Consider the following 20,620-nt stretch of genomic DNA (forward strand, 5'->3'; position numbering starts at 1 on the left):
CGCCATCATGTTTTTTACTGCCAGAGTCTCGGTATAGATAGCTTGGCTTTCGCTAACTAGTTTTGTACTCAGCTTGTGTAAAAAATCAAGTCTACAATCGGCAATCTTAGCGTGAAGCTTTGCTACTTTTAGCCTTGCCTTGTATCGATTGTTAGAACCTTTCTTTTTAGACGCTAGTCTGCGCTGTAGAATTTTGAGCCTAAGCTGATATTTTTGATAGTGCTTAGGATTGCCAGAAGCGAACCCATTTGAGCAAACTACTACATCTTTAATGCCTAGATCGATTCCTATTTCTTCTGTGGCTGGTTCCCATTGTTCTAGTTTTTCTTCCACTAAGAATGAAACGAAATACCTGTTGCTTGGATCTTTGGAAATAGTTACGCTTCTTGGTTCGCCAGTAAAATACCTACTCCATTTAATCTTTAAAGGTTGAGACATTTTAGCTAGAGTTAATTTACCATCGCGCCAGGTAAAGGCATTAGGTGCATAGTGAGCTGACTGCCTATTGTTCTTTTTCTTGAATCTAGGGTATTTGGTTTTACCTTTGAAGAAATTCAAAAAAGCAGTATTTAAATGTCTTAACCCTTGCTGCAATGGAACAGCAGAGACTTGTTTTAACCAAGGTTTTTCAGGGTCTTTCTTCAGCTTAGTTAAAGCATTAGAGGTGTCTGTATAGGTAAGAGAAACATTATCCTGGTAGTAGCTATTAGTCCTTAAAGCTAATGCCCAGTTAAAGACAAATCTAGCGCATCCGAATGTCTGCGCCAGCTCCAATCGCTGCGCTGAAGTCGGATAAAATCTAGATTTAAAACCTCTTAACTGTTTCATAGTAATATTTTACCACGAAGCAGCTCTTTGTGTAAACTACTCTCAATCCTTCGTTGTTGAGTTTGCTCTCATCCCCATGGATAAATCACAGGGGTCTTCTCGCTCACACTCGAAAAGTAAAGTAGAAATTTAAAAGCGATCGCATTTCTCTTCAATGCCTTGTAAATTCAATAAAGCGATCGCAATTAATTTCAATACTTTTAATTCAGACAGAGTAATAATTTAAAAACCTTGAGTTATACTTCGCTCAACCTAACCATCAAGAACTTTAATTATTTTGATAGGGGCAAATATGGGGAAAGTTCTCTATACTCTAGTAAATCAGGGCTATCTTCACAAGTTAATTGCCAATATTTAATTGCAGGCACTTCTATCAAAGCAATATTATCTAAATTTAAAAACTCACTGTACCCCTCTTATTCGTATTGCTCTAGAAACACTCCTCCTGAAGGAATTTCATTATTATCAGAGAAAAAAAATGGATCGTTGCATAATGTTCTTAAATCAGCCAAAGTCCACCACAGTCTTTTATCTAATAAATAAGACTCTGTTGCTCCATATATAGTATGGATTCAAATGAATAAAAGAATTTTAATACTTTTGATGTGTATTATAAGTATTAAAACAACTTTAACGTGTTTCTGGACAAAATATCTCTTGGCAAATAAAACAACAAAGTAGTTGAAGGGTGGGCAACTGCCCACCTTTCCCATCTAAAAACCTAACCAATCAACTCCATTGCTCGTTTAACAAAATTATCCGCCGTAATACCGTTAAATTCCATAATCTGTGCAGCACTAGCCGTAGTTTCTCCTCGTTTCCAGGCAAAAACATCGCGCTTACTATTACTCCGCAACATCACGGGTTCTAACATAGCACTCGAACCACCAGTAACACCTAATAAAGCATCACCATCAAACATAGCGGAAAACTCAGCATCACCGAGAAATTCGCCATCCTGCTGACTGCAACTATCCCAAGCTACATCTGTAGGACGGTATAAACGGCGGGGATTGATTACTGAAACAATTTTAGAACCAATTCCGTGAGAACTTAACTGTTCGGCAGCTGCAAAGACGGGTATTAAAGTCATATCACCGATGACGGCAAAAACAACTGTTTTATCTCCTGGGGTTTCTTGTAAAACTATGCCTCCTTTGGCTAATCCTGCGCGGGTTTGTTCTAAAGTAGTGCGGATTTCTAAAGGAGATTTACTAGCGGTGATGGTAACACCTTTGTTTTTTGTACCCAATGCCCATTCATAACAAACCTGAATACTATTAGCATCGCAAGGAAAAAGAGCAAAAATATTGCCGTTACGCATCATGCCGGCAAAGTAATTCTCGACTTCAGGGCGTTGGTGTGTCCAGCCGTTGCGCCCTTGTTCTAATGCCCCTGCGGTAAATAGAGTAATCGTAGAAGGGGTAGATCGGCGCAATTCTGCCATCGCTTGAGTAACCGTTTGCCAGATAGGTAAACCGTTGATCGCAAAAGATTCATAAGAACACCAGAGAGTTCGCGCCCCAAATAAAGCCTGAGCTGCTGCTAAGCCAGCACAAGCATCTTCGCTTAAGGGCTCATATACCTGTCCATTAGGCTGTTGAGAATAAGTTTCGTCTGGGGTAGGATGAATAATTTTTAATGCCGTGTTGATGTTTTTGATTCCTGAAGCCGCGTTACCGTCCGCATTTGCCACGATAAAGTCTTTGTCTTGTTGTCCGACATAAGCTGCGATCGCACCCATGGCAGTAGTTGCTACTTGTTTCTCTCCCCCGACTGTATATTCTTCTAAAGGAATTTCACCCAAATCGGGAATAAAATACTCTTTTTCGGTAATGGCTGTCTCGACTGCTGCACCACCATTAGAACGAACATAGTTATTGCGTACTAATTGCCAAGCTTCGGGAGTTAAAGCTCTTTCTTTTAAGGCAGCAACGATATAATCCTTGTCTACGCTGTCTCCTGGATAGAGATTATGAGACTGTGCGCCACTTTTATGTACCCCTGAACCTTTGAGCTGTTTGACAATTAGTACCGTTAGTTTACCGCCCAGTGCCGATTTTGCTGCCTTGTCCGTTGCCTCTAATACTGCCTGAGTAAACGCCATTCTACCCTCAAAAGAGAACTTAGTACTGTTTACATAGTCCCCTGGTTGATTCGTATCATCGTAATCTTTGGCATTAACTAGAATTACCTCAGCAAAACCGTTACCTTTCCAGTAAGCGATCATTTCCTCATTGGTCATCGTAGAAACCATACTATGATGTTCCTGGGAAAAGCCATTCCAGACTAAAATCGGTAGGAAGTTAGTTACCTGGGGAAATGCTGTATGAAAATGCCCAAAGCTACTCATGATGTATGGTTCACCTAGACCACCATCACCAATAGTTACGGGAAATAAAACCCCTGGATGTAGTTTTGCCCCTGCCATGGCAAAGTGTTGCCCTTGTCCCAATGGTCCTGCGGGGCTAAGTAAGCCTGGGATTTGTCCTGAAAGGTGTCCCAACAAACCGTGCATTTCGCGAAAGCGATCGCGCAGATCCTGAACGCTATTGATCCCCATTATCTCTAAAGATGTATCTAGAAAGACATTGCTATAAAAGCCTGGGGCATGATGCCCTACTTCGGTAATCAAATTTTTGTATCCCAGCATAACTAATGCAGCGATGGTATCGGCAATACTGGCAAACCCTCCTGGGTGTCCTGACTGTTTACTAGCGGTAATCTTAAGGGTTAGATAGCGTAAGGCATCGGCAGCCAACATAGTTTGATAAACTGCTGCTTTGTCTGAGGGAGAAGCGATCGCTGTTTGTCCTGATTTGATAGCTAATTCCTGTCCATACTGCTCGAAACCAGGTAAGCTTTCTGGAAAATGTTGAATACCTTGACAAAAACCGGGAATGTTAGTGGCGATGGTCATAAGAATCTATCCTTCTACGATCAAATTGCAAGTGTTAAGTAAATCTTACAGTTTTGCGGGATAGAGCAACGACCAGATCTTTCTATGGGTTGTATTGATAACTATTTATCTTTTGTAAGTGAACTATTCTAGCTGGAGAGATTCAGGCGTTAAATAAATTGTTATTGTTTAGCAAGAAGCGGCAATTTTTCTTATATATAGAAGCTTCTGACTTTGAACTAAAAAATTGCCAGTTTAAACACCAATTTACACCATAAAGTACAATACATAACTATAAAAAAAACTTCCCTAATATTCATTAAGGAAGCCCGATATCCAATTACTTATTTATCTTGTTTAGTTATTTATTAACGATCGAATAGAGAATCGACAATATCTTTTCCTTGACTCAAAATTAGTTGCTTATAAATATTGTCTTTATGCAGCATTTGTTCGTGTAATTGCACTAATAGCTCCTGAGCCTCTTCGCGAGACAGTTCTTGGACTCTACTTGCAAAAACTCGATGATTAAATTCTTGTTCTATAGACAGCTTATTTTCTAGCTTATCCATAATCTTTACCTCCATACAGGTAGCTTTGATTCAATAATTACCTAGCAAAATTTAAATTTAATAGTTGATTAATTAGGTTTCATTTAAACTATTCACTTAGCTAATTACTGATTACTTTTATATTCTAGACAAAGTCTTAATAAAATCAGCTCTACCTAAAGTAGTAATAACCGAATGTATTGCGTAAGCTAGATCCAGCTTTTTATTTATCATTAGGAAAAAAATTAGTCATGAAAATCGCCAAAGATTGAAGTAAACCTTGACGATGTTCGAGATACGCTCGATAGATAAATTTGAAGTATATAAATTATTTTTCTTTGGCTTAGTACTAAAGATAATACCTGTAGACAATTATTCTTGCTCGAGCAATTTAGTAAATTTATCTCTCACGTCCTGAATCTTCTGTTCGCATCTGGGTACAGCTACTAAACGGATGTCTATTTCTAAAACATTATCTAATCTGGTTGTTTTTTCCCATACCTTTACTTCGGCGGAAGACTCATGCTGGTAACGAAAAGTCACAACGTCTGACCCTACTTCTAAAATTTCCACATTTTTAAGCCAACCATTGCTGCTTTTAATATACAACCAAATATTAGACTGACCGATTAGTTCCGTTAGTTTGCTTTCTATAAAAACAAAATTGAATTACCTACACTATTATTAAAATATTTTATCCACTATAAGTTATATTTTTTTGCTCTGCACGAACATTCATCACAAAACTAATCTTACTTAAGATAGATGGCAAAAAGAAAATTATATAATCGTTGTGTAATATGGCATTGGAAATTAGAGCCAGTTATCAGCTTGGACTATTGCTCTTTTAGACAAGCATCAGTGAAATTAATCAAATTTTGCTAAAAAACCTCAGCTAAACTTTTCCTTAGTTAGAGGCGCGATCGCTTTATCCCTGCGTAATTTAAAATCTAGATAAAGTAATCTGAGCCTAGTTAATGTCTAATATCCAATATGTCGCCATGACTGTTGCCAACCTAGAACAGTCAGTCAAGTTTTATTCAGAAGTTCTATCTTTTCAAAAAATTAAGGATACGGAAGTTGCAGGAGAAGACTGGGAGAAGTTACAGGGAGTGTTTGGTCTGCGGATGCGAATTGTTCAGATGCAGCTTGGAGAAGAAGTTATTGCTTTGATGGAATATCTGACCCCTCAAGGAAGACCAATACCCGTAGATTCTCGTAGTAACGATCGCTGGTTTCAACACATTGCGATCGTAGTGAGCGATATGGATCGAGCTTATCAGCAGGTGCGTCAACACAATATTAAACATACCTCTACTAGTCCTCAGCAGTTGCCAGAATGGAATAAAAAACTGGGTGGAGTAAAAGCATTTTATTTTAAAGATCCTGACGGACACAATTTAGAGTTGATTCAGTTTCCACCAGACAAAGCAGATAAAAAGTGGTTAAAAGATACAGAGCAATTGTTTTTAGGAATTGACCACAGTGCAGTAGGAGTAAAAGATGCCGAGGCTAGTTTTGGTTTATATCGCGATCGCCTTAATTTAAAGTTAATGTTACAGGCAGAAAATTACGGCAACGAATTTGAACACATTACTGGTGTTTTCGGCTCAAGAGTCCAGGTAAATAGCATGAAGGGTGATGCTGGTATTGGTTTTGAATTACTAGAATATATTGCTCCTACCAATGGTAGAAATATGCCTGTAGATAGTCAGGCTAACGATTTATGGCTTTATCAAACAGTTATCTGCGTATCCGATTTAGCTACTTTAGCCGAACAATTGCGCTCTGCACCCTGTCAGTTTATCTCGCCTGGCATAATTAAAATGTCTAATAGCGAGTTGGGATTCAGTCAGGCTTTAGCAATCAGAGATTTAGATGGTCACGTTTTACATCTGGTAGAAGCGTAATGTGATGACAAAAAAAACGCTGCATTATCTTGTAAGTTAAAGTGCAGCGTCTATTTATTTAGGGGAATATTATCAAGATAAAAGCTAAGAGCTATTTAAGATAGTCCCTCCAATTGAGTAGTAACGACTCGCAATTTCAAAGTGCGATCGCCTCGCTTAACGGTAAACTGGAGATTCTTATCTAAACCACTGCCGTCAACGATGGTTTGCAACTGACTTGCATCAGTAACTGCCTGACCATCAATAGCGGTAATTACATCACCCAAGCGTAATCCTGCTGCCTCTGCTGGAGTGCTGGGTAAAACTCTGACGATCAAGACTCCTTCAACTTCAGGAATAGTAAAGGGAGAATTGGGATTACTGTTGTTTTTCTGGGCTAATTCTGGAGTTAGCGTCAGCATCTGCACCCCAATATAAGGATGAGGAACTTGCTTACCCGCAGCTAAAGTATTAGTGATCGATCTTGCCTGATCGATTGGTATAGCAAAGCCAATGCCGTTAGCATCAGGGCGAATTGCCGTATTAATGCCAATTACCTCTCCCCGTTGATTTAATAATGGTCCGCCAGAATTACCGGGGTTAATTGCTGCATCAGTTTGCAGAAAGTCGATGCGCTTATCAGGGATACCAACCTGAGCTGAGGAGCGAGTTAAAGTACTAATAATGCCTAAAGTAACGGTGTTATTTAAACCTACGGGGTTTCCCACAGCGATCGCCCAGTCACCAACCTGAACATTTTCCGAATTACCCAAAGGAGCAATAGGGAGATCTATCCCCGAAGCTTCAATTTTGACTACTGCCAAATCTGTAACTTCATCTGTGCCTTTGACCACTCCTTCAAATTCTCGTCCATCTTTGAGTGTAACCGTCACTCGCTCTGCGCCACTAACTACGTGAGCATTGGTCAAAACAATACCGTCTTTTTGGGTAATAAATCCTGAACCTTGTCCCCGTACCTGCCTTTCTGGCGGCATCGCACCGCCCAAGCGATCGCCAAAAAATTCGCGAAAGAAGGGATCTTCAAATAAAGGATCCATTCTGGTGGCAACGGTTCTCTCTGTATCAATTCTGACTACTGCTGGACCTGTTTTTGCCACCGCTTCTGCCACAAAACTACCAGAATTACTGGCAACAGGTGCTTGTGCCAGAATTGCTGGTTCGCTCTTGAGAGCAATAGGATTCTGCTTATAGTTTAATTTAAAGTTCAAAGGTAATGTGTCCGCCTGGGAAGACATTACTCTAATGGTGCTAAAAGTCAAAATGACTCCTAAAAAAAGTGCTGTAGCGTGGCTAGCCACTTTACCTAGAAATCGCTTGTTTTTCATTATTGGTCAATTTGAATTTATTCAATTATTCATACTTTCATATCATAGCCTGACTAAATATTTGATTTCTTAATTTGCGATCGAGGTTATCGGCCTACAATTTAGGAACTATTAGGAAAGCTCAAGCAGTTTGAGCGCCGAAATATTTATGGCTTATTATCTATTACCTCTGGTCAACTTAAAACGATAAACTAATTTGCAATAATCTTTCATTGTTATTGATGCTTGCCATGGTAAATAGTCCTAGTTCTCCTAACTCGTATGCAATTGATTTTGGCACTAGCAATACCACGATCGCTCGTTGGAACATGGCTACAGGAAAAGCTGAACTGGTGAAGCTACCTGGTTTATCTCAAGAGTTTAGCTCTCTACCTCCTTTAATTCCTAGTTTGATTTATGTAGAAGATGCCGCGCTGGAAAAGATTATGGCAGGACAAACAGTGCGCGATCGCGGTTTGGATCTAAAGAGTGATTTGAGATTTTTTCGTAATTTTAAACGGGGCATCGGTACTGAAATTCAGGGCTTTTTACCCGAACTGGATGGTCAAAAGATCTCTTTTGAGCAAATCGGGGAATGGTTTTTACGCGAGTTGATTACCAGTCTTCAGGGAGAAACGGCGGAAGATCTAGAATCTTTGGTTTTGACTGTTCCCGTTGATAGCTTTGAATCCTATCGTCAATGGCTGATGGAAATCTGTCAGTCATTGGCGGTAAAACAAATTCGGATTTTGGATGAGCCTACTGCTGCTGCTTTGGGCTATGGTGCAGCAGAGCGAGAGTTGTTACTGGTAGTGGATTTTGGTGGCGGTACGGTTGATTTTTCTTTAGTAAGGCTTTCGTCTAAAAATCCTCAAAGTGGTTATTTGCTTAAGTGGGGTCAAAAAATGCTGGGGAAAAATACTGCCCAACAAAAGAACACGGCTCAGGTAGTTGCTAAAGCGGGAGATAATCTGGGTGGTGCAGATATTGATAATTGGTTAGTGGATTATTTTGCTACTACTCAGGAACTGCCTAAATCTGCCTTGACTACCCGTTTGGCTGAGAGGCTCAAGATCAAGCTCTCTAGCAGTGAGTCAGCTAAAGAAGTTTACTTTAATGATGAAACCTTTGAAACTTACGATCTGAGCTTGGATCGCGATCGCTTTGAGACTATTTTAGAACAGCAGGGTTTTTTTGCCCAACTTGATGGTTTAATGGAGCGAGTATTGCAGCAGGCTAAACGTAATGGTATTGTAGCTACCGATATCGATTCAATATTACTGGTGGGTGGTTCGGTACAGATTCCCGCCGTACAAAATTGGATCGAGCAGTATTTTGATAAAGCTAAGATAAAGAACCAACTTCAGTTTGAGGCGATCGCCACAGGTGCATTACAAGTGTCTCAAACCGCTGAGGTACAAGACTTTTTATATCATAGCTATGGCATTCGCTATTGGAATCGTAAAACCAACAGCCATGATTGGCATCCGATTATTAAAACTGGACAACCTTATCCGATGCAGCAGCCAGCCGAACTGGTTTTGGGAGCTTCTCAGCCCAATCAGAGCAGTATTGAGCTGATTATTGGCGAATTGAGTATGGACACCGCTACTGAAGTGTATTTTGATGGCGATCGCCTAATTACTCGCACTGTAGAGGGTAATCATAACAAAGTTCAGCCGTTAAACGACCGTGAGGGAGCGAGGACTATTGCTCGGCTTGAACCAGTGGGAAACCCTGGCAGCGATCGCCTTAGACTATTATTTAACGTCGATCGACAGAGGTACTTACGTATTACGATCAAAGACTTATTGACTCAGAAATCTTTACTGAATAATTACATAGTAGTCAAGCTAAATTAACGAAGCATACTGTAATATGTACTTATGTGAAATCAACCAGGGCTAAATTTTGTAATTTTGTTTAATTTCACAGAATATTTGTACATTTAGGAGGTCTTAGCTTGACTACAATCGACTGAACCTTAATTATGTTTCAATAATAGCTACCGTTTAGCTATGCTCAATATTTCAAATCTGCAATTTCATACTTCATAGCAATCTAAATACTACATTAATAGTTTTCAGTACAATGACTAGTTTAGTTATTATGCTCTAGTAATAATTACATAAGGGCATTAAATTCAAAAGTTCAACGTAAGAAAAGTAAAAGTAAGAATATTGCAGCATAGTAACTACCTGTCCCAGACAACAGAAAATCACAAAAATAATGAACTATAAGCGGGTAAATATATTAAATATTCCTATCGATAATATAGGAATGTACGAGCTTTTAGATAGGTTGCAAAATGGTGGAGTTGTATTTACACCTAACGTAGATCATCTGGTCAAGCTACAGAAAGATCGTGAATTTTATCAAGTATATCAAGATGCCGATTATCGAGTGTGCGATAGTCAATTGATTTTATATGCCTCGCGCTTTTTAGGACAGCCAATTGACGAAAAAGTATCGGGTTCGGATTTATTTCCCGCTTTTTACCACTGCTACAGTAGTGATAAGAACGTTAAAATATTTTTGTTGGGCGGTTTGGAAGGCGTAGCCGAAAAAGCTAGTCGTAGAATCAATGCTAAAGTTGGGCGCAATATGGTTATTGGTTCTTATTCTCCTCCTTTCGGCTTTGAAAAAGATCCCGCAGAGTGTAGCAAGATTGTTGAGATAATTGATCGCTCTGGAGCTAATGTCTTGGCAGTGGGAGTCGGCGCACCCAAGCAGGAAAAATGGATTGGTAAATATAAGGCTAGCTTACCAAGAGTTTCCACTTTCTTTGCGATTGGCGCAACTTTGGACTTTGAAGCAGGAAACCTGCGTCGAGCTCCTGCATGGATGAGTTCAGCTGGTTTAGAGTGGCTTTATCGCTTAATTTTAGAGCCTGGTAGACTTTGGAGAAGATATTTGGTAGAAGATCTTGGGTTTTTTGCGTTAATTTTGCGCCAGAAACTTAATTTAAATCGTAAAAAAACTTTTTTGAGAAAAACTTATTTGAATCAAGACAATTAATGTTTGATTACATTCTGTTTTGATAGTGCATGGCAACATCAAACTAGGTTCTTTCTTGGTTAAATTTCGTGCCAATATAAGAAAGGCAGTTTAACCTTTGTAAGTACCTAGGCGAAACGGACGGCTTTAATTCCTGAGGCAACCTTACAAATCGCGTCCTCATTAATTGCACATTTGATTTTGCCTTTCCCCTTTCGCCTTTCCCCGATCTCAACTAGGAAATTTATTTTGCACGACTACTTAAGTAACTTCACCTTAATAATTCTTAGTTGAGATCGCAAGTTAATAATTTTTAATATTGCTAAATTATGCTTAAAATTGCTTAGTCGATAATAACTAAATTTAGTTAACAAGCCAAAATTTATTTGAGTTGACGTACTTGGTTGATTGAGAAATTATTCCAATAACTATAGTTCTAATTAACTAAGCTAGAAAATTAATTTGGAACTTGAAGTTTTGATTTATAAGCGTAAATTAAGCCAACTTGCTGTAGCCGAAATGCTATATGTGAGACATAATAAGTTATGGGTAAAGGTCATTGAGGAATTACTAATGTTGGAAAAAATCGTGTTAGCTGGAATTATTACTTTTTGTGTTTACTTGTTTTTGAATTTGAGTAGCAAGTCTTCCAATAGACCAAGTTTAGACGCTCGAAAAGAGGTGATTAATCGCATTGTCTAGGTTTCTTTATAGTTGAATATTGTTAAAAAATTGTTAAACAGTGCCATTAGTTTGGCTAATTGTTAAGCTATTCTAAAGCAGCTTTTTAGTGCCAATTTTGTAGCTTGCTGGTGTAATTTTTTAACTGGTTTAAAGCGCGATCGCGCTGTTTTTCAAATCCTGCCGCGATCGCAATAGAGCAAATTCCTGTTAGTAATCCTATTACCCATTTCAAGAAAGAATAAGTTACTACCAAGATAATTAGCTGATGTATAACGGTTATAATTAGTGTGATTGTTCCTGTAAACAAAAAGGCTCTAACTTTAAAACCTAGACCAATAAAAATAAAGGCAAAGGCGATCGCGCCAGTCATGATTCCTGGTTGTTCAAACAACGCAAATATACAAATAATGCTGCTGCCGACAAGACGAAGATAGTGACGTTGTTGGCGATAAGATTGATAGTAGGGATCGTATTGGGCGATATATAAAATTGATAAGCTGATGATCCCCGCTATCCAAATAAATTCAGTATTGTATTGCCAAACTAGTCTAATTATCGCCCAGTTAATCAATCCGAGGCTGATATAGCTCCAGCGGATATTTCTTTGCGCATAAGCAATGCGCAGATAAAACAGGGCAGTAACTAGCAGGCTAAGAGAAGATATATCTTCTGCCATCACCAACGCCATTAGCGCTGGGATAATTAGGGCTGTGCGTCGCCAGGGAGTTGCTCGCCAGCCAAAGTTTTGCCAGGGTATTTGATAAATTAACCAAGCGACGGCGCAGGTAAAGATAACTCGCCAAGGATCGAAGAGGCTTAATCTGCTAATAATGAGACGACTGTAAACTAAAGTAGCAGCAATTTCGACTAATCCGATATATACCCACCAGTCTTTAGCCTCAGATGAATCTGCCTGACGATCTTTACCCTGAATTACAGCATAAGCACCTAAACAAAAGCTAGTAGCGATACTAACTAGAGTAAGACGGGGCATAACACTTTCGATCGCCACACCAGCAGCAAAAACTTTAAGCACACTACCAATCGCCCAGTGTATATGAGCGATGAGAATAACTTTGGCTAGACGAAGATTGAAGAGAGTTGGATATTGGCGTTGACGATACCACCATGCACCAAGACGATAGCTAAAGGCGATCGCGGCAGCGATGAAAGCTAATATGGTTAAACCATCGGCGACACTACCCCCTGGTGCAGATTGCATCTGGTAAATTACTAATTCATAAATACCTAAAGAGATACCTGCAAAGCCGAAATAATTAATTACGGCATTGGCTCGATCGTTGTTTTGTTGTGTATTAATCAAGATAAAAGCTGCACCCAGACTTAACCATCCTGTATAGGCATTAAAAGCTGAAAGTCGCCAGATTAATCCCAAAGCAGCGTAAATCAGAGGTATATGAGCTAGATTTAACCTTGCCCAAGGGCAATCAGATTGAGCTAACCTGCCTAATACACCCAAAGCCACTAATCCCAAGACGATATTAGTAGTAGCGAAAAGGAAACTGCTTTGTCCCAAAAGCATGACTAACCCGACGGCAAATAATCCCCATAGCCAAGTTAAAGTGTATAAAACTAAATTATTAGGCTGCTGGCGATAACGCCAGAAGATTGCACTAATCAGTAAACCACTGGTTAACAAATACTGCCAATAAACGCCAAAATCACGCAGATCTAGATAAATAATGCTGACAATAGCTATTGCCAACGTAATTAAAGCGATCGCCCAATAGTCTGCTGCGGCAATATATTTATTAATTAGTTTAAAATTTCTGGTTTCTGCCCCAACCCCTAACAACCCGTGGGCGCTACGTTGGGAGATATAAGAAAATTTGGGGGCATCGATCGCTCTTTTTAGATAAAAACGAAATTGGTACAAGCCGAGAATAGTCGCCCCACCTATGGGCAATAAATTCCCATAACTGATAAGATTGTTGCCGATGAAACTACTAAGCAGACTAGCAACAAGACTTAAGACAAACCCTAAATGAATTATGGCAATTATAGTGCGACGTAGATTAAAGGCGTTAAGTGACATTAATCCTGTCGCTGTAGCCAAACCAATAAATCTGGTTTCAGGCGAGCCAAATACTAATAATTGAGCCACGATTAAAGCAAGACAGCTAATCATAGTTGCCAAGCGACGTTGCCTGATGTTGCGAGTGTTTTTGGCAACCAGAGTTAACATTACAGGGGTAATTAACCAAACTAATCCCCAACGAAAAGCATTAGGTGTAGAAGCTTCGATATCTGCCAGGAAACAGGTGTAGCTGACAGCACTAAGTAATAAGCCAAAATGCCAACAACTTTGCTCGAGTAAGGAAAAATGAGAGTTAGGTTTAATCCTAGGTTGTTTGACTCGGCGGATATAAACAATCCACTCGATCGCCATTAAAGCGACAAAAATACTTCCCCAGACGGATTTACTCAAGTCGGGTAAAATAACAGCGATCGCCTGAGCTATTGTAATTAATCCTAGCAGGTGAGTTAGATAAATCAAGCTACTTCTAACTGGCTGACGAAGATGCGCAACATAACCTAAAGTAAGAGTGGAAAAAACTAAGTTAAGCGATCGCCAAGTAGGATTAGATAGACTGAGACAGGTTAAGACAATACCTAGAAGTAAAATCAAATATTCGGTATACAAAGCTAGCTGGAGTTTCTGCCGTCGATATAGCCAGGTAGCAATGAAGACAAATAATATTATATAAGGAAATAGAGTTACTCCCAACACCGACTCAGGAAAATATTCAGTTTTACCAACCGCAACAGACAGATCTAAAGCCTGGTTACGTAAGCTATGAGGAATTAATTCTTTGGAGATATAGAGCGTTTGTAAGCCAATCAAGAAGATAGCGGTTAGATCTTGCTTACGCCAATACAGCGTTAGACGTTGACTAAATAGATGAATTACCAAGGCACTGATGCTAACAGTTTGCCAAAAGAATAATGGCGAATTAGTAATACCTGCGACAATCGATATTAACCAAGTTAGAGTAAATAAAATCAGACTGAATACTTGACAGATTTTGCGCCCCCAAGCCTCAGCAACCGCTGCTTCTTGCCGATCTAGGGGAATAACGATTTTCTTTGCCTGAGCTAAATAAATCGTTGCCAACAGCCAGGCTAAAAAAGCGATCGCTAAACAATAATTAGGCGCAAGCTCGGCATTAGTTATTATTTTTCGGACTAGTAATAATGACCATGCTGCTAAGATAAATAATAAATTGACCAGAGGATATTTCTGTTGTGGGAGTAAAAAACGATAGTGAATTAAGCAAATTGCCATCATCCCCCCATAAATCGAAACTAATGGCAATAAGGGTATTTGCCAGCCAAGATGTATATAGCTGAGTAATAAAAGCAGCGGGATTAAAAATCCACTTCTGTTGCTTTTTTTTGGTAAAGGGGAAAGATAAACAATTGCTGTTAAAATAATTGCAGCCACCGCAATTACCAGCCAATCTATCGGGTTATTGCCCAACCCTAAATGGTTAATCGCCCAAAAGTTAATTGGTATTAATAAAGTTGCGATCGCCCCTATTGTCTGAGAAGTTAGTTTTAAACTATTGTGTTTACTCGTCCAAAAGCCAGTACCCCAAAACCCAATAGTATAAGCTAGAAGAATTAAATATTGCCCAACTTTGGGAAAGTTTTGCCATTGGCTAGCAGCCAAAACACTTGAAGAAATAACAACTAAAAATATACCTAAAAATAATAGCCAGCGAATGCTTAATTCATCTAAAAATCCTTGTAAAATACGAGCAAAAATATTCGCTGATTTGGCAGTTTTAACTAAAACCTTTTCTTCCGTCTCTAAAATAGTTTGCGTCGGAGCGAGAATAGGTTTAACTACTTCTATATCGGGCAAAGCACAGCTTAAATGATTACGACTTAGCTTTTTTACTTGTTCCTGGCTAATTAAGTTTAACTGCAACCACTGTTCCAAACCATCTAGTAATCTTGGTTGGTTAGCTTTAATATATATCTCTATACTTAGCCAAGCATTATTTTGAGACTCAGACTGACGATTACTACTCGTTTCGCTTGTTTCTGCTGAGAAGCGATCGCCCTGAAACTCATTATTAGGATTGGTATAATCGCCATTCGAGGACATAAGAAATTGGAAGTTAACTTACGCCTTATTTATATCTTAGCTTGTTTAAGTTTGGCATAGTATAATAACGGAAAATATCTTAAATAAACAGTTATTACATTCTAAGTTAACTTGATTTAAACAGGTCATATTTCCAGTAAATTTACACTTTTTAAAGAGAATAATCTGGTTAAATCGATATGATTTAATACCAGTTAACTTAATTATAATGCTGTTGATTATTTATCGAACTAGCAGAATACAACAGCCAATCTAAAATATATTTATTTATAGGGTTGTCTAACTGCAAGATGATTTGGATTAGATCGCAATTAATAATTCTTGCCGTCTTTTAGTCTCTCAATCAGTCTAAACCATACCATAATCAGATGAACGTCTTATTTGACACTATCAAACGATTGATGCCGATTGAGAACGATTCCACCAATAATTGCCGACAAAATACCTGCGCCAATAAAGCCTAAATCCCAAGCCAGCTGATGTACTCCTGGTTTGACGTGATGAATTTGCAGAAGATGATGACTTAGAATACCTTCGGTGATATTAAACATACCTGCGCCAATGCAAAAAGCACCGATAAAAGTTGAGGTGGACAAATCTACATCATCTCTTCTTACCGCTAACCATAATACGATTAATCCAGCTAGAGTCATCAGCCAGTCTACAAGATGGAACAAACCATCGCCTAAAGTGTTTAGTTCTAAACCAGCAACAGTATTACTACTTTCAACATTCGTAAACATATGATGCCATTGCAGCAGCTGATGAAAAACAATCCCATCAAAAAAGCCAGCTTGTCCTAAACCCAGTAAGATTCCTGCAATAATTAAAGGCTGACGATTTAAGCGACCAATATTTTCGGATTTCATTTTTTAGTAATCAATTATTAAAGCGAAAGTTAAGGTGTTTTTAATGATTCAAACTTTGGATTCAATCGTGCTATGTTTTCAATACTGAGCTTTTCGAGCTGATTTTTTAAATCTTAAAATAACTAATCGATCGCTTTATCTATCGCTAGAAATAAATAATTTTAAAGCAAATTTTAAAGCAAACTGTTGCCAAAATTAACCTCACTAAAATTTAAGGATCTGCAACTTTAGTCGGATGCAAATTTTCCCCCTTTTCAATCTTTGGCTTACTGTAGATGAATTAGCTTTATTTCTCCCTCTTTGAGCAGAAGCAAAGATTTAAGCGATCGCACTAGAGTAATACTAATTATCAAGTAATATTATCTCTGATTAAAAAAACATATGAGCGATACCACTGTCAAAAAAGTTAATTCCGCTACCTCTCCAACAGGTGCAATGAATCAAAAATATTTGGTTTCAGGTAAAAGTATGGCAATGCGTCTTTGGGAGCAAGAGCAACCAGGAGAGCCAAAACCACAACAAGCCAGAGAATATGAAACAGTCGGTTATGTTATTGGGGGAAAAGCAGAACTACATTTAGAAGATCAGATAATTAAACTAGAGCCTGGAGATTCTTGGCTAGTACCAAAAGGTGCATCTCATACTTATAAAATCACTGAATCTTTTACAGCAGTTGAAACTACTAGTCCTCCTGCTAGGATTCATGATAGAGATGAATCGTAGAAGCAGTTTGGCTTTGCTGCTGATTCAATATTTTTTGGTTTAGACTAGATTAATATATAGAGCGATCGCCTAAGTTTAGTTGAACGGTGGGGTGGGCAAACAATTGGACTTTGGAATTGGATACAAGCTTAGTATTGCCCACCGAGAAAAAGAAATTAACTACTTTAAGTACTAAAGTATCTTGCCACAGGGTGATAAGCAATAATCGCTGTAGTAGATTGTTCGGGATAAAGTTGTTCGCTTTCGTCCATATACATACCGATGCGCTTGGTATCTAAAAGATCTAATTGCTTATATTGATCTTCAATATTTGGACAAGCAGGATAACCAAAACTATAGCGCGAACCCCGATAACGTTGCTGCAAAACATCGCGGATGTTACTGGTTTCTTGCGCTTTAAAGCCTAACTCGCTGCGGATTTTAGCGTGTGTCCATTCTGCTAAAGCTTCTGCCATTTGTACAGCCATACCGTGATAATAAAGATAGTCTGTATAGTTGTCGGCTTTAAATAGCTTTTGGGCATATTCGGTAGCGACTTCCCCCACTGTTACCGCCTGCATTGGGAAGACATCGATTTTACCCGATTCTCTAGTTGCAAAGAAATCGGCGATGCAAAGGCGTTTACCAGATCGCTGACGAGGAAATTCAAAAGATGTGACCAACTTACCGCTATCTTTTGGATCGTAAACATATAAAATATTACCCTCAGCATTACAAGGAAAATAACCATAAATTACTGTGGGATGCAATAAATCATCTGTAACAATTCTTTGTTGCCATTCTTCTAAAATCGGATCGACTTTTCTGGCTAAAAACTCATCATATTGTTCCCGCGACTGTTCTTTAGGCTTGCGGAATTGCCATTGTCCGACGAATAAAGCTTGTAAATCCAAATAAGGGAATACTTCTTCAATAAGAATGTCTTCAGGTTTTAAAATTTTTGTACCCCAAAAAGGAGGAGTAGGGCGATCGATATCTAAACTTACCTCATCAGAACGCTTCGTATCTGTTACTAAAGGTTCTGGTTTTTTACTAACCTCATCAACAAAAATCTTATCCTGATTTTCCCCTTCAAACGGCTTTGATTCTCCTCCTTCTTCTTCCGAAGTAAGAGCAACTTCGTTTAAAAATCCTTGAAGATCGTCCCAATTACTATCAGCCTTCGCTGGCATTAATTTCTCCATAAAATGCAAATCGGCAAACGCATCTTTGCCATAGATAACTTTACCTTTATAGACATTTTGGCAATCTTGATTAACAAATTTAGGTGTTAAAGCAGCACCACCCAAGATAATAGGAACAGTAATACCTTTTTGATTAAAAGTTTTTAGATTATCTTTCATAAAAGCGGTAGATTTCACTAATAGCCCACTCATAGCAATACAGTCTGGCTGGTGTTCTTCATAAGCTTGAATAATATTTTCAACTGGTTGTTTAATACCTAAATTAATTACTTTATAACCATTATTTGAAAGGATAATATCAACCAGATTTTTACCAATATCATGAACGTCACCTTTAACTGTAGCAATGACAAATTTACCTTTACCACTATCGTCAGCTTCTTCTTTATCCATGTGTGGTTCTAAATGCGCCACCGCAGCTTTCATAGTTTGCGCCGACTGAAGTACAAAGGGAAGTTGCATCTGTCCCGACCCAAATAATTCTCCCACAACTTTCATGCCATCTAAGAGAAATATATTGACAATATCTAACGGTGGATATTGTTGTAAAGCTTCATCCAAAGCTTCATCTAAACCAATACGTTCGCCGTCAATAATATGCTGTTTTAATCTTTCTTGAATAGGTAAATTTTTATCAACTGCTTCAGTCTTTTTAGTTTTCTGACCAGCGAATAAAGTTGTTAGTTCACCTAAAGGATCATAAGTACAGATATCGCCATCAAATTCTCGTCTGTCATAAATTAAATCAGTACAGATTTTCTGATGATCGGGCTTAATTTTTGCCAAAGGTAAAATCTTACTTGCGCTAACAATAGCGGAATCTAATCCTACCTGCATACATTCATATAAAAAGACGGAATTTAATACCTGTCTGGCAACAGGATTTAAACCAAAGGAAACATTAGATACTCCTAATAAAATATGACAGCCTGGTAATTCTTCTCTAATTCTTTTAATTGCTTCAACGGTTGCTTTGGCATTTTCTCTGTCTTCTTCTATACCAGTGGATACAGGTAAAGCCAGGGGATCGAAAAAGATTTCGTGGGAGGGAATACCATAGGCTACAGCTGCATCATAAACGCGTTTAGCAATCTCAAACTTTTTATCCGCAGTACGTCCCATACCATCTTCATCGATAGTACCAACAACTACTGCTGCACCATATTTTTTCGCTAAATCTAAGACTTGATAAAATCTTTCTTCTCCATCTTCGTAATTAGTGGAGTTGAGGATACATTTCCCACCAGCAACCTTTAACCCCGCTTCCATCTTTGTCCATTCAGTGGAGTCAAGCATTAAAGGAAGAGTGACATTATTAACTAGACGAGAGGCTAATTCATGCATATCCTTTTCCCCATCTCTTCCCACATAGTCCACGTTAACATCAAGGATGTGCGCGCCTTCTTTTACCTGAGACTTAGCCAGAGAAACTAAACTATCCCAGTCTTCTGCATTGAGTAATTCTCGACATTTTTTAGAACCACTGGCGTTTAATCTTTCTCCCACAATCAAGAAAGAATTATCTTGCACATAGGGTTGGGTACTGTAAATCGAGGCTGCGGAAGGTTCGTAATTCGGATGACGTTCTTTGGGTTTTAAATCTTGCGTCATCTCGGCTAAGGCTTTGATGTGCTCAAACCTCGTACCACAACAACCCCCAACTATTTGCACTCCCAAATCTTCCACGAAGTGCATTAATGCCATACGCAATTCCATTGGTGTAAGTCTATAGTGCGCCTGTCCCCCTACATTTTCAGGTAACCCAGCATTGGGGACACAAGAAACAACAAACGGCGAATGTTCCGACAGATACTTGATATGATCCTTCATTAAATCAGGGCCTGTAGCGCAGTTTAAACCCAAAATATCAATAGGATAACGTTCTAGTATCGCTAAAGCTGCATCAATTTCTGTCCCCACTAGCATTGTCCCCATCTGTTCCATCGTCACCGAAACCATCAGGGGAACTCGCGCACCTTTTTTGGCAAATACCTCTTCTATTGCATTTAACGCTGCTTTAATCTGTAATACGTCTTGACAAGTTTCAACTAATAATAAATCAACACCACCGTCATACAATGCTTCAGCTTGTTCGACATAGGCATTTTTTAGACTGTCAAAATCAATATGTCCCAAGGTGGGTAACTTAGTACCAGGACCCATCGAACCAGCGACAAAACGAGGTTTTTCAGATGTAGAGTATTCTGTAGCGACTCGTTTAGCTAATTCCGCAGCAGCTTTATTGAGATAGTAAGCCCGATCTGCTAAATCGTATTCCGCTAAAACTAATTTAGTGCCCCCAAAAGTATCGGTTTCAATGACATCCGCACCAGCTTCTAAAAATCCTCGGTGTACGTTCTCCACCGCCTTTGGTTTGGTATGTACGAGATATTCATTACATCCTTCATATTCAGCACCACCAAAATCTTCAGCAGTGAGGTTTTGTACTTGCAGGTTTGTACCCATCGCACCATCAAATACTAACACGGGGCGATTTGGGCTATTAAGGCGATTTAAAAAAAGGTTGTCCATTGCT

General features: G+C 38.8%; 13 protein-coding genes. 5 read left to right on the forward strand and 8 right to left on the reverse strand.

The window, feature by feature from the left end; genetic code table 11:
- The 4 genes from V6C71_23575 to V6C71_23590 form a co-directional block, all read right to left on the reverse strand.
- Positions 1-828 (reverse strand): transposase (locus tag V6C71_23575; GenBank protein ID HEY9771436.1); only part of this gene is annotated, 828 nt, incomplete at its 3' end.
- A gap of 721 nt (positions 829-1,549) precedes the next feature.
- Positions 1,550-3,748: a phosphoketolase gene (locus V6C71_23580; protein ID HEY9771437.1), complete on the reverse strand. Its 2,199-nt coding sequence runs from the start codon at positions 3,746-3,748 to the stop codon at positions 1,550-1,552.
- Between the two features lie 347 nt (positions 3,749-4,095).
- Positions 4,096-4,299, reverse strand: coding sequence for an NblA/ycf18 family protein (locus tag V6C71_23585; GenBank protein ID HEY9771438.1), 204 nt, complete (start codon positions 4,297-4,299; stop codon positions 4,096-4,098).
- A gap of 351 nt (positions 4,300-4,650) precedes the next feature.
- Positions 4,651-4,932, reverse strand: a complete 282-nt coding sequence (locus tag V6C71_23590) for a DUF6679 family protein (protein HEY9771439.1) — start codon at positions 4,930-4,932, stop codon at positions 4,651-4,653.
- A gap of 323 nt (positions 4,933-5,255) precedes the next feature.
- Between V6C71_23590 and V6C71_23595 the strand changes: the two genes are divergently transcribed.
- The gene (locus tag V6C71_23595) at positions 5,256-6,188 is read left to right on the forward strand and encodes a VOC family protein (protein HEY9771440.1); all 933 of its coding nucleotides are present in this window, start codon (positions 5,256-5,258) and stop codon (positions 6,186-6,188) included.
- A gap of 95 nt (positions 6,189-6,283) precedes the next feature.
- On the opposite strand, the gene V6C71_23600 is transcribed toward V6C71_23595, so the two are convergent.
- Positions 6,284-7,513 carry an HhoA/HhoB/HtrA family serine endopeptidase gene (locus V6C71_23600; GenBank protein ID HEY9771441.1) on the reverse strand — a complete coding sequence of 410 codons (1,230 nt, stop codon included), beginning with the start codon at positions 7,511-7,513 and terminating at the stop codon, positions 6,284-6,286.
- A 221-nt stretch (positions 7,514-7,734) separates the two neighbouring features.
- Between V6C71_23600 and V6C71_23605 the strand changes: the two genes are divergently transcribed.
- From V6C71_23605 to V6C71_23615, 3 genes are all read left to right on the forward strand, one after another.
- Positions 7,735-9,354: an Hsp70 family protein gene (locus V6C71_23605; GenBank protein HEY9771442.1), complete on the forward strand. Its 1,620-nt coding sequence runs from the start codon at positions 7,735-7,737 to the stop codon at positions 9,352-9,354.
- 367 nt (positions 9,355-9,721) lie between these two features.
- Complete coding sequence (locus V6C71_23610; protein HEY9771443.1) at positions 9,722-10,510, forward strand: WecB/TagA/CpsF family glycosyltransferase; 789 nt, start codon at positions 9,722-9,724, stop codon at positions 10,508-10,510.
- Between the two features lie 552 nt (positions 10,511-11,062).
- Positions 11,063-11,191 (forward strand): hypothetical protein, encoded by a 129-nt coding sequence (locus V6C71_23615; GenBank protein HEY9771444.1) that lies wholly within the window; start codon positions 11,063-11,065, stop codon positions 11,189-11,191.
- Between the two features lie 85 nt (positions 11,192-11,276).
- Here the strand turns inward: V6C71_23615 and V6C71_23620 are convergent, their stop codons facing one another.
- Both V6C71_23620 and V6C71_23625 read right to left on the reverse strand, forming a co-directional pair.
- Positions 11,277-15,308 carry a hypothetical protein gene (locus V6C71_23620; protein HEY9771445.1) on the reverse strand — a complete coding sequence of 1,344 codons (4,032 nt, stop codon included), beginning with the start codon at positions 15,306-15,308 and terminating at the stop codon, positions 11,277-11,279.
- A gap of 377 nt (positions 15,309-15,685) precedes the next feature.
- Entirely contained in the window at positions 15,686-16,177 is a 492-nt protein-coding gene (locus tag V6C71_23625) for a DUF2243 domain-containing protein (protein HEY9771446.1), read from the reverse strand.
- Positions 16,178-16,558: 381 nt separating this feature from the next.
- On the opposite strand from V6C71_23625, the gene V6C71_23630 reads away from it, so the two are divergent.
- The gene (locus tag V6C71_23630) at positions 16,559-16,900 is read left to right on the forward strand and encodes a cupin domain-containing protein (GenBank protein HEY9771447.1); all 342 of its coding nucleotides are present in this window, start codon (positions 16,559-16,561) and stop codon (positions 16,898-16,900) included.
- 164 nt (positions 16,901-17,064) lie between these two features.
- On the opposite strand, the gene metH is transcribed toward V6C71_23630, so the two are convergent.
- Complete coding sequence (gene metH / locus V6C71_23635) at positions 17,065-20,616, reverse strand: methionine synthase (GenBank protein HEY9771448.1); 3,552 nt, start codon at positions 20,614-20,616, stop codon at positions 17,065-17,067.
- Positions 20,617-20,620: the final 4 nt, after the last annotated feature.

It is taken from the genome of Coleofasciculaceae cyanobacterium (assembly GCA_036703275.1).
Lineage (GTDB): Bacteria > Cyanobacteriota > Cyanobacteriia > Cyanobacteriales > Xenococcaceae > Waterburya.

Bases quoted from the DNA above. Each gene is read 5' to 3' on its own strand.
- V6C71_23580 (HEY9771437.1), bottom strand. From the start codon at position 3,748: ATGACCATCGCCACTAACATTCCCGGTTTTTGTCAAGGTATTCAACAT.
- V6C71_23585 (HEY9771438.1), bottom strand. From the start codon at position 4,299: ATGGATAAGCTAGAAAATAAGCTGTCTATAGAACAAGAATTTAATCAT.
- V6C71_23595 (HEY9771440.1), top strand. From the start codon at position 5,256: ATGTCTAATATCCAATATGTCGCCATGACTGTTGCCAACCTAGAACAG.
- V6C71_23600 (HEY9771441.1), bottom strand. From the start codon at position 7,513: ATGAAAAACAAGCGATTTCTAGGTAAAGTGGCTAGCCACGCTACAGCA.
- V6C71_23605 (HEY9771442.1), top strand. From the start codon at position 7,735: ATGCTTGCCATGGTAAATAGTCCTAGTTCTCCTAACTCGTATGCAATT.
- V6C71_23610 (HEY9771443.1), top strand. From the start codon at position 9,722: ATGAACTATAAGCGGGTAAATATATTAAATATTCCTATCGATAATATA.
- V6C71_23615 (HEY9771444.1), top strand. From the start codon at position 11,063: ATGTTGGAAAAAATCGTGTTAGCTGGAATTATTACTTTTTGTGTTTAC.
- V6C71_23620 (HEY9771445.1), bottom strand. From the start codon at position 15,308: ATGTCCTCGAATGGCGATTATACCAATCCTAATAATGAGTTTCAGGGC.
- V6C71_23625 (HEY9771446.1), bottom strand. From the start codon at position 16,177: ATGAAATCCGAAAATATTGGTCGCTTAAATCGTCAGCCTTTAATTATT.
- V6C71_23630 (HEY9771447.1), top strand. From the start codon at position 16,559: ATGAGCGATACCACTGTCAAAAAAGTTAATTCCGCTACCTCTCCAACA.
- metH (HEY9771448.1), bottom strand. From the start codon at position 20,616: ATGGACAACCTTTTTTTAAATCGCCTTAATAGCCCAAATCGCCCCGTG.